Source organism: Pseudogulbenkiania sp. FW507-F1, assembly GCF_058781125.1.
The window spans coordinates 150770-164321 of the sequence record NZ_JBYSWM010000004.1 but is presented as its reverse complement, the minus strand read 5'-3'; the positions used below and the strand labels follow the sequence as shown (position 1 = coordinate 164321).

At 64.7% G+C, this 13552-nt stretch carries 12 protein-coding genes; 5 read left to right on the top strand and 7 right to left on the bottom strand.

What is annotated here, in order from left to right; all coding sequences use genetic code 11:
* The first annotated feature begins 32 nt into the window (after positions 1–32).
* Positions 33–1028: an NAD(P)H-quinone oxidoreductase gene (locus tag AC3WG5_RS04265; RefSeq protein WP_492567915.1), complete on the top strand. Its 996-nt coding sequence runs from the start codon at positions 33–35 to the stop codon at positions 1026–1028.
* Positions 1029–1125: 97 nt separating this feature from the next.
* Here AC3WG5_RS04265 and AC3WG5_RS04260 read toward each other — a convergent pair whose 3' ends face one another.
* Positions 1126–2010, bottom strand: coding sequence for a hypothetical protein (locus tag AC3WG5_RS04260; RefSeq protein ID WP_492567914.1), 885 nt, complete (start codon positions 2008–2010; stop codon positions 1126–1128).
* Between the two features lie 127 nt (positions 2011–2137).
* Between AC3WG5_RS04260 and typA the strand changes: the two genes are divergently transcribed.
* On the top strand, positions 2138–3946 hold the full coding sequence (gene typA, locus AC3WG5_RS04255) for a translational GTPase TypA (RefSeq protein WP_008952763.1): 1809 nt from the start codon (positions 2138–2140) through the stop codon (positions 3944–3946).
* Between the two features lie 86 nt (positions 3947–4032).
* On the opposite strand, the gene AC3WG5_RS04250 is transcribed toward typA, so the two are convergent.
* The gene (locus AC3WG5_RS04250; protein WP_492567913.1) at positions 4033–4494 is read right to left on the bottom strand and encodes a translation initiation factor Sui1; all 462 of its coding nucleotides are present in this window, start codon (positions 4492–4494) and stop codon (positions 4033–4035) included.
* Positions 4495–4637: 143 nt separating this feature from the next.
* Between AC3WG5_RS04250 and AC3WG5_RS04245 the strand changes: the two genes are divergently transcribed.
* Entirely contained in the window at positions 4638–5204 is a 567-nt protein-coding gene (locus tag AC3WG5_RS04245) for a hypothetical protein (protein ID WP_492567912.1), read from the top strand.
* Between the two features lie 376 nt (positions 5205–5580).
* Entirely contained in the window at positions 5581–5916 is a 336-nt protein-coding gene (locus AC3WG5_RS04240) for a c-type cytochrome (RefSeq protein ID WP_492567911.1), read from the top strand.
* 25 nt (positions 5917–5941) lie between these two features.
* Here AC3WG5_RS04240 and AC3WG5_RS04235 read toward each other — a convergent pair whose 3' ends face one another.
* From AC3WG5_RS04235 to AC3WG5_RS04225, 3 genes are all read right to left on the bottom strand, one after another.
* Entirely contained in the window at positions 5942–7141 is a 1200-nt protein-coding gene (locus AC3WG5_RS04235) for an amidohydrolase family protein (RefSeq protein ID WP_492567910.1), read from the bottom strand.
* A 109-nt stretch (positions 7142–7250) separates the two neighbouring features.
* Positions 7251–8018: an ABC transporter substrate-binding protein gene (locus tag AC3WG5_RS04230; RefSeq protein WP_492567909.1), complete on the bottom strand. Its 768-nt coding sequence runs from the start codon at positions 8016–8018 to the stop codon at positions 7251–7253.
* 52 nt (positions 8019–8070) lie between these two features.
* Positions 8071–9357, bottom strand: coding sequence for a cyanate transporter (locus tag AC3WG5_RS04225; RefSeq protein WP_492567908.1), 1287 nt, complete (start codon positions 9355–9357; stop codon positions 8071–8073).
* Positions 9358–9503: 146 nt separating this feature from the next.
* On the opposite strand from AC3WG5_RS04225, the gene AC3WG5_RS04220 reads away from it, so the two are divergent.
* Positions 9504–10367 carry a LysR family transcriptional regulator gene (locus AC3WG5_RS04220; protein WP_492567907.1) on the top strand — a complete coding sequence of 288 codons (864 nt, stop codon included), beginning with the start codon at positions 9504–9506 and terminating at the stop codon, positions 10365–10367.
* Between the two features lie 114 nt (positions 10368–10481).
* Here AC3WG5_RS04220 and AC3WG5_RS04215 read toward each other — a convergent pair whose 3' ends face one another.
* Together AC3WG5_RS04215 and AC3WG5_RS04210 are read right to left on the bottom strand one after the other, a co-directional pair.
* Positions 10482–13286 carry an AMP-binding protein gene (locus AC3WG5_RS04215; RefSeq protein ID WP_492567906.1) on the bottom strand — a complete coding sequence of 935 codons (2805 nt, stop codon included), beginning with the start codon at positions 13284–13286 and terminating at the stop codon, positions 10482–10484.
* Complete coding sequence (locus AC3WG5_RS04210) at positions 13270–13527, bottom strand: acyl carrier protein (RefSeq protein ID WP_492567905.1); 258 nt, start codon at positions 13525–13527, stop codon at positions 13270–13272. The genes AC3WG5_RS04215 and AC3WG5_RS04210 overlap by 17 nt, the downstream gene beginning before the upstream one ends.
* Between the last annotated feature and the right edge of the window lie 25 nt (positions 13528–13552).

The window sequence follows — 13552 nt, the reverse complement described above, 5'->3', positions numbered from 1 at the left end:
AGCGAGCGCAAAGTCCGACGAGGTAAACGATCATGTCTATGCAAGCAGTGATGCAAGGCCGGCCAGGTGGCCGGGAAACTCTGGAGCTGGGAATCGTCGAGAAGCCAGTGCTTGGCGACGGACAGCTCCTGGTCAGGGTGATGGCGGCCGGGGTAAACCGGGCCGACGTGGTACAGCGCGAGGGGCAGTATCCGCCGCCGCCGGGGGCATCCACCATTCTCGGACTGGAAGTGGCCGGGGTGGTGGAGTCCGTGCGCGGGCCGTCCCGTTTCCAGCCGGGAGACGCGGTGTTCGGGCTGGTGGAGGGGGGCGGCTATGCCGAATACGCGGTGCTGGACAGCGAATTGGCCATTCCCAAGCCGGACAGCATGTCGTGGGTGGAGTCTGCCAGCCTGCCGGAGGCCTGGATGACCGCCTGGCTCAACCTGGTCGAGGTCGGCAGGTTGGCCGAAGGCCAGGCGTTGCTGGTGCACGCCGGGGCGAGTGGTGTGGGCGCGGCGGCGATCCAGCTCGCGCGGCTGCTGGGAGCCCGGGTGTGGGCGACGGCAGGAAGCGAGGAGAAGCTGGAGTATTGCTACAACCTCGGTGCCGACGAAGCCTTCAACGCCCGCCAGGAAGCCGACTTCGGCGGCAAGGTCAAGGCCTGGGGCGGGGCGGATGTGATCCTCGATCCGGTTGGCGGCGCCTACCTGGAGCAGAATCTGAGCTGCCTCAACCTGGACGGACGGCTGGTGCTGATCGGGGTCATGGGGGGCGGGCGCTCGGAGATCAACCTGGGGCGGCTGTTGGTCAAGCGCCAGTCCCTGATCGGCTCGACCCTGCGCAGCCAGCCCAAGGCGGTCAAGGTGCGGCTGGCGCGGGCGCTGGAAACCGAAATCCTGCCCGCGCTGCGCCAGGGCATGGTACGGCTGACGCTGGATTCCACCTATCCGCTCGCCGCCGTGGCCGAGGCGCACGAGGCGATGGAAGGCAACCGCAACCTCGGCAAGATCGTGCTGACGCTGTTCCCTGTCACTGCCGCGTCATAATCGTCTTGTAGACTGCATCTTGCGTCGGGCCATGCAAGCCACGAGCACTTCTTTCGTACGGATTGGGATTGCGGGCGGCTGCTGAGCCGCCCTTTTTTTATCCCTCTTGCGTTTCGCGCAGTGGCGACAGAGCCTCGATCAGGGCGACCTCCTGGGCAAAGCTGAGGGCTTTCATGCGTTCCAGCAACGATTGCGCATCGACCTCCAGCTTGCGGTCGAGTTCGTCATGAACCAGACGTGCTTCCACGGCCAGCCACACGCCGCGGCACGAGGCGGCAGATTCGAAGTGGATGTCGCGCAGCACTTCGGCAATCAGGTGCAACTCGTTGTCGGAAAACTTTCGCGACAGCACCGCCTGTTCGCGGTGGATGATCTCGGCGTAGCGCTCCAGCATCTCCCGGGTGCGGGCGTCGTCCGGCAGCGGCTGGCTGTCGGCATCCATCACCATGGCTTTCTCGCCTTTGAACCAGGCGTCCATCAGCGGCTTGAGCTGCGGAATGTCCTCCTGCCACAGCTGCTGCAGTGCCGCGCGGAAACGCTCCCCGCGGCTGAACGACAACTCGGCGAACGGCATGTCCGGCGGCGTGGTGCTGCGCAGTGGGCAGCCGGCCACCAGTGGAGCGCCGTCATCGCCTTGCGTAACCTCGCCGCGCCACGCCGCCTCGTCGCCCGTGGCCAGGTTGTCGACCAGGATTTCCACGTAGGGCAGGGGCGTGTCCACGCCTTCGTCTTCCGTCACGAAACGCAGGGTGATGTCGAACAGGGCGTGCTTCGGGACATCCAGAATCTGCATGCCGTTGCCGCGGCCAACCAGCACGAAACTGTCGCCGCTGTCGTAAACGGCCACGCCGGCGTCGTCCTTGGCCGGGTGCACCAGCGTGCCAGACAGCTCTTCGGCCAACTCGTTGAGGTCATTCTTGTCCCCGGTATAGCCGGTGCGATAGCCCGCATGCTCGTGCCACAAAGCATCCCAGTCGTACATTTTCCTGCTCCTTGTTCATTTTGCTCTGGAGTGTAGCCAAAACCATGCCGAAAGTCGTGCCTGGCCCTGTGAGAACAGGTCGATATCGTGCTAGAATCTTGTGATTTTTCCGTTCCCGTCCAAAGACATGACCCGACAGATTCGCAACATCGCCATTATTGCTCACGTTGACCACGGCAAAACCACGCTGGTCGACCAACTCCTGCGTCAAGCCGGTACCTTCCGCGAAAACCAGCAGGTGGTCGAGCGCGTGATGGATAGCAACGACCTCGAAAAAGAACGCGGCATCACCATTCTGGCCAAGAACACCGCGATCAACTACGAAGGCGTCCACATCAACATCGTCGACACCCCGGGACACGCCGATTTCGGCGGTGAAGTCGAACGCGTACTGGGCATGGTGGACGGTGTAGTACTGTTGGTTGACGCCGTCGAAGGCCCGATGCCGCAGACCCGCTTCGTGACCAAGAAAGCGCTGGCGCTGGGCCTGCGTCCGATCGTGGTCATCAACAAGATCGACCGTCCGGGCGCCCGTCCGGACTGGGTGGTGGACCAGACCTTCGACCTGTTCGACAAGCTGGGTGCCACCGACGAGCAGCTCGACTTCCCGATCATCTACGCCTCGGGCCTGTCCGGCTTCGCCAAGTACGAGCTGGAAGAAGAGTCCGACAACATGCGCCCGCTGTTCGAGACCGTACTGAAGCACGTGCCGGTCCCCGCCGGCGATCCGGATGCCCCGCTGCAACTGCAGATCTCGGCGCTGGATTACTCGACCTACACCGGTCGCCTCGGCCTGGGTCGCGTGCTGAACGGCCGCATCAAGCCGGGTCAGGTGGTCGTGGTGATGAACCACGAAGAGCAGACCGCTCAAGGTCGCATCAATCAGGTGCTGGGCTTCAAGGGTCTGGAACGTGTCGAAGTGCCGGAAGCCGAAGCGGGCGACATCGTCATCATTTCCGGTCTGGAAGACATCGGTATCGGCGTAACCATCTGCGATCGCGACGCCCCGGTTGGCCTGCCGGTCCTGGGCGTGGACGAACCGACCCTGACCATGGACTTCATGGTCAACACCTCGCCGCTGGCCGGCACCGAAGGCAAGTTCGTGACTTCGCGCCAGATCCGCGATCGTCTGACCAAAGAACTGCTGACCAACGTCGCGCTGCGCGTGGAAGACACCGAAGACGCCGACATCTTCCGCGTCTCCGGTCGTGGTGAACTGCACCTGACCATCCTGCTCGAGAACATGCGCCGCGAGGGCTTCGAAATGGCCGTCGGCAAGCCGCGCGTGGTATTCAAGGAAATCAACGGCGAGAAGTGCGAGCCGTACGAGAACCTGACCATCGACCTAGAAGATGGCCACCAGGGCGCCGTGATGGAAGAACTGGGCCGCCGCCGTGGCGAACTGACCAATATGGAATCGGATGGCCAAGGCCGCACCCGTCTGGAATACCATATTCCGGCGCGTGGCCTGATCGGCTTCCAGGGCGACTTCCTGACCATGACCCGCGGTACCGGCCTGATGTCGCACGTGTTCGACGACTACGCCCCGGTCAAGCCGGACATGCCGGGCCGTCACAACGGCGTGCTGATCTCGCAAGACAACGGCGAAGCCGTGGCCTACGCGCTGTGGAACCTGGAAGATCGCGGCCGCATGTTCGTCAGCCCGGGTGACAAGCTGTACGAAGGCATGATCATCGGTATCCATAGCCGCGACAACGACCTGGTGGTGAACCCGCTCAAGGGCAAGAAGCTGACCAACGTGCGCGCCTCAGGCACCGACGAAGCGGTCCGCCTCACCACCCCGATCAAGCTGACGCTGGAATCTGCCGTGGAATTCATCGACGATGACGAAATCGTCGAAATCACCCCGCAGACCATCCGCCTGCGCAAGCGCTACCTGCAAGAGCACGAGCGCCGTCGCATGTCCAAGGCGTAAGCGCTTCGCGCCCGCATCAAAAAAGCACCCTGCGGGGTGCTTTTTTTATTGCTTGCTTGCTTGCTGGCGGGGAGGGGAGAGACGGCTCAGCCTCCGCTGCGTTTGACCCGCCAGCCTCGTGCCTCAAGGGCTTTGCTCACCAGTTCGACGTGATCGCCTTGTATCTCGATCACGCCATCCTTCAACGTGCCTCCCGAGCTGCACGCTTGCCTCAACTGCTTGGCAAAGCTGGCCAATGCCACCGGCTCCAACGGCACGCCGCTCACCACCGTCACCCCCTTGCCGTTGCGCCCCTTGGTTTCACGCCGGATACGCACCACGCCATCGGAAGGTGGCGCCGTTTCGGCAGAACTACATGTGCAGCGGTCCACGGGTTGTCGGCAGACAGGGCACATCCGCCCGTGTTCGGTCGAATAGACTAGGCCGCCAGTGCCTTTGTTTTTCATAGGGTTCTCATCGAAGCGTGGGTTTGCAGGGAGCAGGGTGGCGCGATCAGGCGACATTATAGTCGGGCTGAAGAGGGCGCTCATCCCCAGGATCGACGTCATTCGATCATGGCGTTTCCGGGCTCTTTGCGCCAGGCCCGATCCCGGCGGGTCGGGCAGGGGCAGGACAAGGGGGCGGATGCGATGGTTCGACTTGAATATGACAAAGAAATATAGTGATGGCCTGTCGAACCCGGAGGATACCCATGAGAACCATTCTGCTCGCTGCTTTGTGCTTGATTGTTGAATCGACGGCCGCCACGGAAGTGCCGGGCATCCTGCGCTGTGAGCACGAGAGAACCAAGGCCGTCTCTTATACCAGCGGCGCCTGTCCCGCCGGAACCTCGGCGGTGAAACGCCCGGAGCAGGGTGGCTTTGTCGGCAACGGAAGCGGCGGCGAGCGTGGCGTGGTCACGGTTTGCCGCATGGACTCCCGCTTTGACAGCTTCCGCTATGTTGTGGACGGCGACTGTCCCTTTGGCTCGAGCGGGGTTGCAACGTTCTCCAACGCCACGATCGAGGAAGCGCGCCATCAGTTTGCCGCGACCTGGCGCTCAGACGCAGAAGAGTCTCACTCACGAAAATCCGTCACGCCTCCCATTCGGCGGAAACTGATTAAGCAAGCCATTGCCGACTGTCACACGCTACGCCAGCAGCGCGACAAGGTGCAGGCGCGGTTGAACAACAACAAAGCGTACCAGGACGATTTGCAGCGGCTGAGGGATGCCCAGGATGCGATCGCAAGAGAGGGATGCCGGGCATTTGGAGACTGAATGCCACGCAATCCCGTCACGTGCAGTGGGCCGGCTAACTCGGAAAGACTCTGTGCGGGCTTGCGTGGAGTGTTTCAATAGAGCCGCTCGGCGGCACAGTAAATCTGCTGGAAAGGGGGCTGAAACATAGGTGTTTAAATAAAATCCGACATCGTATTTTACATAATATAGATTATGCGAACTTGTATGTCCGTAAAACACACCTCTTTTATCCGGCTCGGCCCCCTCTGGGGGCTACAAATCTACTTCTCGCGTGGACTTGTCGGCTTTGGCGGCTCAATCGCTACAAAACAACCGTACAGACACTATGCTGAAACTTGTGTCTGTACGCACGACTGCCTAGTCGCATCATTTCGATTTTTACTTTGGAGTTGCTATGAAGACTGTGATCGTTTCAGCCTCGCTCCTGCTTTCGTGTACATTTGCTTTCGCTGCGGCTCAGGGTGGCAAGGCGCTGTATCAGGACAATTGTGCCAGTTGCCATGGCGCCAAAGGCCAAGGTGCAAATGGCCCTCGGCTGGTTGGCGATGCCAGTCAGTGGCCGGCTCGCTTATTCGAGCGTGCCGTCCTCTCCGGCATCGATGATCATGGCAGGCCTTTAAAGGCTGCCATGCCGCATTGGCAAAATGCCAGCCTGAAATCCGACCATGGCGTAGCCCCTACACAGGCTGAGGTCAAAGCCATCCAGCACTACCTCAAGCAGATCAAATAGCTTGTTTGCCGTCCGAGAGGCATTTCTACAGCCTGCTCCTGAGCAAGGCGCCGTTGCGGGCGATCACCTGGCCCTGGCGGATCACGACGCGCCGCGGCGGGCGCATCACGATGGCTTCGCCCAGCGTGGCGCTGGGCAACAGCAGGAAGTTGGCCGCCATGCCGGTAGCTAGACCGTAGTCGGAGCGCCCGAGCGCCCGGGCCCCATGGATGGTGCCTGCTTCGAACGCAGCATGCAGTCCTTCGTCGGTGCGGACCCCGAAGCGGAACGCCTGCAGCATCACCCGTTCCAGCATGTCGCCATTACCCATGGGCGACCAGGCGTCGCGGATGCCGTCCGAGCCGAGGCAGACGTTGACGCCGGCGGCGTGCAGTGCCGCAAACGGGGGGACTTCGATGTCGGCGGGTGCCGTGGTCAGCAAGGATATGTTGTTGGCCGCCAGCCGTTCGGCGATGGGCTGTGCCTTCGGCCAACTTGTCATGCCCAGGCAGAAGGCATGACTGATCATCACCCTGCCCTCGCGGCGATAACGCTGGGTGAAATCGATGATGCGTTCGATCTGCCACAGGCCAAGCTCGCCGCCGTCGTGCAGGTGGATATCGACGCCCCGGTCGAACTCGGCGGCCAGCTCGAATACCTGTGTCAGGTGGGCGATCGGGTCGTGGTCGATGCCGCAGGGATCGAGCCCACCCACAACTTCGACGCCCAGGGCCAGGGCTTCGCGCATCAGTGCGGCGGCGCCGGGACGGGTCAGCAGCCCGGCTTGCGGGAAGGTGACGAACTCCAGGTCGATCAGATCCGCGTAGCGCTGGCGCAAGGCCAGCATGTCCTCGATATGGCGTAACCCCAGTTCTGGGTCGGCATCGACATGGCAACGCATCAGCAGTGTGCCCTGGGCGATGCACCGTTCGAGGAGCGCACCGGCTCGCGCGGCGATCGGTACTGTCAGTTCGCTCAGTACCTGGCGCTCGTTGTCGATGCGTGCCTTCAGGTTGGGGCCGGCACTGTGCGGCCGCCACGGCAGGCTCCACAGCGTCTTGTCGAGGTGGATGTGGCTTTCCACCAGTGGCAGGGTCAGTAGCTGGCCTTCGCCGTCGATGTCCGGTGCCGCTACGGGCCCGGGCTGTGCCGGACGGCGCCGGCCGATACGGCCGTGGACGATTTCGATATCTTCCGCCGCCGCGCCGTACGGGCGGACGTTGCATAGCCAGAATGTCTTGTTCATGGATTCCTCATTTAATGTCGACAGATTGGTGCAGGCTGAGGCTGCCGAACAGGCGCCGGGCTGGGTGAGTTCTGCCTCCCCGGCACCGGCCCTGCCCTGTTTCGCGCGATCAATAGATGTCGAAGGAGAAGTACTTCTTGGCGAGGCGCTGGTACGTGCCATCCTTGTGCATGTCGGCCAGGGCCGTGTTGATCAGCTTGGCCAAATCGGTATCTTCCTTGCGCAGGCCGATGGCGGCCCCGACGCCCAGGGTTTTGGAATCGGTCACCCCGGCGCCGGCAAAGGCGTAACCGTGCCCTGCACTGCTCTTGAGAAAACCGAGCTCGGCCTGCACGGACGACTGGAACGCGGCGTCGAGACGGCCGGCCGTCAGATCCTGGTACACCAGGTCCTGATTCTGGTAGGACATCACCGCGACTCCCTTGGGCTCCCAGTACGTCTTGGCGTAGGTTTCCGCGGTGGAGCCCTGCTCCACACCGATGCGCTTGCCTTTCAGTGCCTCGGCGCTCGGCTGGAAGCCGGCATCCTTGCGCGCGACCAGGCGCGGCGGGACGTTGTAAATCTTGTCGGTGAACGCGACCTGCGCCAGGCGCTTTTCGGTCACCGCCATCGACGACAGGATGGCGTCGAACTTCTTGGCCTTGAGCGCCGGGATGATGCCGTCCCAGGCGTTTTCCACCCAGACACAGCGGGCCTTCAGCTTGTCGCAGATGGCGTTGCCCAGGTCGATGTCGAAACCGATCAGCTTGCCGTCGGTGGCCTTGGATTCGAACGGGGCATAGCTGGGGTTGACGCCGAAGCGGATGACTTTCCAGTCCTTCGCCATCGCGCCGCTGGCGGCGCAGGCCAGCATGGTGACCAATACAAGTTTTCTCATGTCTCTCTATCTCCTGTTGTCGCTACGGGTACAGCACCAAGCGGCCAGCCGGCTATCGCTGTTGTATTGACTGGCCATGAACCGGCGGGCAGCCACGTGATCGTGGCCCTGCGCCGGGAAAACTCGGATCACGGGCGGCGCATGTGCGCTGATAGCTGGCGGGCGACAGCCGTCCGGTCAGCAGGGCCATCGCCAGCACGATTCCGAGGTGCCAGCACCAGCCGGTGGTGAAGCGGCCCCCGTCTTCGCGGAGCCAGCCCATCAGCCACGGCCCGGCGGCCGCCAGCAAAAACCCCCCGCCCTGCACGAAAGCGGCCAGCGAGCCCGCCTGGCGCGCATCGGCGAGATGTTCCAGCACCACGATCAGGCTCAGCGAGAAGAACCCGCCCAGCCCGATGCCGGCCAAACCGGCCCAGCACCACGGCGCCAGCTGCGGCTGCCATGCCAGGCCGGCAAAGCCAGTGGCCTGGCACGCCAGTGCCAGCCATAGCGTCGGACGGCGATCGCCGTGCTGGCGTGAGAGCAGTGGCAGCAGCAAGGCGGAGGTGGCCTGCAGTACGGCCATCCACGCCAGCAGGTTGGCTGCCGGCTGCGCCGCCATGCCTTGCTCGCGATAGAACGACGGCAACCAGGCGACCAGGGTGGAGTAACCGCTGTTGGTGAGGCCGAAATACAGCACCAGCAGCCAGGCGCGGCGCTGTGTGGCAAAGCGGCGCAGCGATGCCTCGCCGGCGCCGTGTGTCGTGGCGGGTCCGGTGGCGGCGGTCTGTTGCAGCCAGAGCACCATCCCGATTAGTGCCGGCACGCTCCACGCCGCCAAGCCCAGGCGCCAGCCGCCGTGCTGCGCCAGCCAGGGGCTGGCTATCGCTCCTAGGGCGCCGCCGCCGACCAGCGCCGCAGAATAGACCCCCATCGCCAGCCCGATGCGCTGCGGGAACAGCCGCTTGGCTACGCCGGGCATCACTGCCTGGATGGTAGCCACGCCGGCGCCGGCAATGGCGGCACTGGCGATCAGCCCGGCGCTGCCACTGGCCCAGGCCCGGGTGGCGCAACCGCTGGCCAGCAGCAGCAAGGCCAGCGCCACCGTGCGCCGCTCCCCGATCTGTCGTGCCAGTGCCGCGCCGCCAAACGCCAGCAACCCCATCAGGACGAATGGCAATGCGGTCATGGCCGCTGCGGCGCGTAAGCTCAGCCGGGTGTCCGCCCGCAGCAGGTCCAGCACCGGCCCGACCGAGGTGAGGAAGGGGCGCAGGTTGAGCGCGATGACGGCGAGCAACAGCAAGGTGGCCAGCGGCAGTTCCCGGTGGCGTGACGCCACGGCGGCGTGGGTATCGGTCATGGTCAGCTACTCTGCTGGCAGGCGGTTACAAGAGGAAAGCGCTGTAGCGTCATCGATCTGTTCCGTGAGGGGGTTGTGGAGCAGTCTAAGAAGCGGCGATAGAATTGATAAATTAAATGTTCAACTGATTATCAGTGGGAATCGTAATGACAAATCCGATGCTGGACCCGGTGCTGCTGAAGAGCTTCGTGGCGGTGGTGGAAAGCGGCAGCTTTACCCGTGCCGGCGAGCGGGTGCACCTCAGTCAGTCCACCGTCAGCCAGCATTTGCGACGGCTGGAAGAGCAACTGGGCAGTGAACTGCTAGACCGCAGCGGCCGCTACGTGGTGACCACCGAAAGCGGCACCCGCTTGCTGGGCTACGCCCGCCGCCTGCTGGCCCTGATGGAAGACGCGGTGGAGGAGCTACGCGAGGGGCAGGTGCAGGGCGAGATCCACATCGGCGTACCGGAAGACTTTGCCGCCGACCTGCTGACACCGCTGCTGGGGGCCTTTGCCCGCGAGTACCCGGCGATCCGGCTGGAAGTGACCAGCGGCTTGAGCAATGCCCTGTGGCAACAGTTCTGCGCCGGCAGCTACGATCTGGTGCTGGTCAAGCAAAGGCAGGGGCATACCGTCGGCGCGGCCGCGTGGCCGGAGCCGCTGGCCTGGTTCGACAGCCTCGATACGCCCAGCTGGCAGCGCGATCCGCTGCCGCTGGTGGTGTTCCCGGTGGGTGGTTTGTATCGCGACGAGATGATTCATGTCCTGGAGAGCGGCGGGCGGCGCTGGCGAATCAGCTATTGCAGCGCCAGCCTCGCCAGCATCCGCTCGGCGGTGGCGAGCGGGCTGGGGGTCAGCCTCCTCCCCGCGCGGCTGGCGTTGTCGGGCCACCGTCGCCTGGGCGAGCTGGAGGGTTTTCCGCCGCTGCCGCCCCTGGAACTGGTGTTGCACCGCCACCCCGACGTGCCGCAGCGGGTGCTGGACCTGGCCGAGCGCCTGCAGGCTGCGTGCGACGAGGTGATGGGGTAAGCGAGCAGGCCCGGTGATGCCGGCCGGGTTGCGGCGGGTTCTCAGTGATGAATGAGCATTCCGTAGATGTTTTTAACGCTTATCGCCGAAGCGCAGCAGATCGTAAACAGGCTCTTACGCCGCATCGTGTTCGCCGCTCAGCGCCGCCAGGACCGGCCGCACGCTCCGGCTCAGTGCGGCCGCGGCCTTCCAGTCGGGGCCGCTCGGCCGCTCGCTGGGGCCGACTTCGAATTCGATCGGCACCCGGCGCGGCAGCCATGTGCCGTCCCGCAGCGCGATGCGGGTGCCGCGCAGTCCGGCAACGACCACCGGCACATGAGCCTGGCCGGCGGCGAGAAAACCACCCAGATGGAATGGCCGCAGTCCAGCAGCGCGGGTAAAGGTCCCTTCAGGGAAAACCAGCAGGTTTTCGCCCGCTTGCAGTGCGGCGACCATGGCGTCGAGATCGTGCTGGTTCTGCCGGATATCGGTGCGCTCGATGAAACATGTTCCCAATCCGCTCAAGAGGGCTCTGAGCAGCGGGTTGGCGCTGAGTTCGCGTTTGGCGGTGTAGGTGTAACCCGGCACTGCCGGCAGCAAGGCCGTAAGCAACAGCACATCCAGATAGCTGGCGTGGTTGAGCAGCAGCACGTGGGGCTGGCGCGGCAGGTGGTCCAGCCCCCATACCCTCACCGGCAATCCGCTCAGTATCAGGCCGAGTCTGGCGGCGGCACGGACAAGGCGCCGGCCCAGGGCCTGCCTTTGCAGCAGGATGGTCAGTCCTCCTGCCGGCAGCGCCAGGGCGAGGAGCACCGCCCAGGCATAAACGCCATAGCACCAGGCGGCGAGCTGCCGCCACGCGATGATCCCCCGGGCGAACCCGCTCTCCCGCCACAGCCGCAGCGACTGCCGCCAGGGCGAGTCGGCGGATGGGTGATCGACCATGCCTTGCTCGTACGCCGCACGGCAGGCCTGACGGCGAATCTTCCCGCTGGACGTTTTCAGGACTGTGTGCGGGGGCGCCAGCACGATCTCGTCGAGCGGCACCCCGACCACGTCGGCGGCGGTCTGGCGGATGAGTTGGTGCAGTTGCTCCCGGGCGGCGCTGCCCTGCTCCCGGGTTTCGGCCAACACCACCAGGCGTTCCGAGCCCTGGTGCGGGTCGGCACTGGCGAACACCGCGACGCAGCCTTTGCGGATGCCCGGCAGGTTGCCGATGGCTTCTTCCAGGTCGTAGGGGTAGAAATTGCGGCCGGCACGGATGATCAGGTCCTTGACCCGGCCCGTCAGGTAGACCTCTCCCTCGGCCATGTAGGCGTTGTCGCCGGAATCGAGCCAGCCGTCGTGGAACAACGCCGTGCTCGCCGTGGGGTTGTGGTAGTAACCCCGCGTCGCGGAAGGACCGCGAAATTCGAGCCGCCCCACCTGGCGCTCCGGCAGTTCCGATCCGCCCTCGCCCACGATGCGGATTTCATGGTTGGGCAAGGGGCGGCCGCAGGATGGAATGCGCAGGGCCGCGTGGTCGTCCTGGGCCGGAAGGGCTTGCCCCGAGGTGGCGAACGGTTCCGCTGCGATCAGGTCGATGAGCGGGCCGCGGCCGAGCGGTGGAAACGCCAGGGCCACGGTGGATTCGGCCAACCCGTATACCGGCGTCAAGGCGGTGCGCTGGAAGCCACAGGGGGCAAAGCGGGCGGCGAAGCGTTCCAGCGTGGCGGGGCTCACCGGTTCGGCACCGTTGAAGGCAAAGCGCCAGTGGGATAGGTCGAGGCCTTGCAGTTCGCTGTCGGCGGTCTTGCGCGCGCACAGTTCGTACGCGAAGTTGGGGGCGCCCGACAGGGTCGCGTGGTGCCGGGACACGGCCTGCAGCCAGCGTGCCGGCTGGGCCAGGAAGCTCAGCGTGGGCAGCAGCACCAGTGGGCAGCCGTGGTAGAGCGAACCCAGCCAGGCCCCGATCAGACCCATGTCGTGGTAGAGCGGCAGCCAGGAGACGCCGACATCCTCCGCGGTGATGCCGATGACCTGCCCCATGGCGCGGATATTGGCGAGCAGGTTGGCGTGGCTGAGCATGACCCCCTTGGGGTCGCCGGTGCTGCCCGAGGTGTATTGCAGGAAGGCCAGGTCCGAGGATGTGCCCTGGAACGGCCGGCGATCGGTCTCCCCAGCCAGCTCTTCTGGGGTGACGGCCCCGGCGAGGCTGGCGACGTTGGCGCGCAGCAGCGTGGCGACGGGCTTTGCCTGCTGCGTGGTAACCATCAGCACGACGGCGGCGTTGTTGAGAATGCGGGCGTGGCGACGCAGATGCTCATCGAGCTGGCTCAGGCGGGTGGGTGGGTAAATAGGCACCGGGATGCCGCCTGCCAGCATGACGCCGATGAAGCTCGCCAGATAGCCAAGGCCGGTCGGCAGCATCAGTGCAATGGTTTCGCCTGGCGTCACCCCCCGTGCCGCCAGTCCGCCGGCAATCGCCCTGCCCGCCTCGAACAGCTCGCGGTAACGGATGGGATGGAGCGTTTGCTGCTCGCCGTATAACAGGACGTGGACGCGTTCCGGCTGGCGCTCGACGTGCCAGAACAAGGCTTCGGTGAGGGTTTCAGCGTGCCGTGGCGGCTCGATGGCGGAGCCCTGTCGCAGCGGCATAAGAGCGGGCGGCGTCTCGGCCCTTCCCGGCTGCGCCAGGTAGGGCAGCAGGTCGCGCACGGTTTCCGTGTGCGACAGCGCTTCGTCCGGCAGTTGAACCGTGAACGCCTGGTTCAGCCGTTGCACCAGTTCGACCCGGGTGAGGCTGTCGAAGCCCAGCTCGCCTTCCAGGGTGCTGTCCAGCGTCACGCCCGCTGGGTGGGCCGGATGCACCTCCCGCTCCAGTGCCCGGATCACCTGCAGCAGGCGCTCGGTGTGTTGCGCCAGCGTGGCGTCGGGGCCGGGATCAGGGCTCGCTGTCACGGGGCGGTGAGGCGGTCGGGGCGTCGCGCAACCGGGCCGCGAGGTAGTCGAGCACGGCGTCGAGCGAGACCAGCTGGCGATAGTCGGCCTCGGGGATGTCGACCTGAAGGCGCTCGTGCAGGCCGATGATGAAGTTGAGCCAATCCATCGAGTCGAGGTCGACCTCGTCGCGCAAGGGGCGGTCGTCGCGCAGCGTGCCCTCCTCCACTTCCGGGGCAATCTTGCGTAACGAGTCGATCACGAGGGTGCGAAGGTGGGCGCGGTCC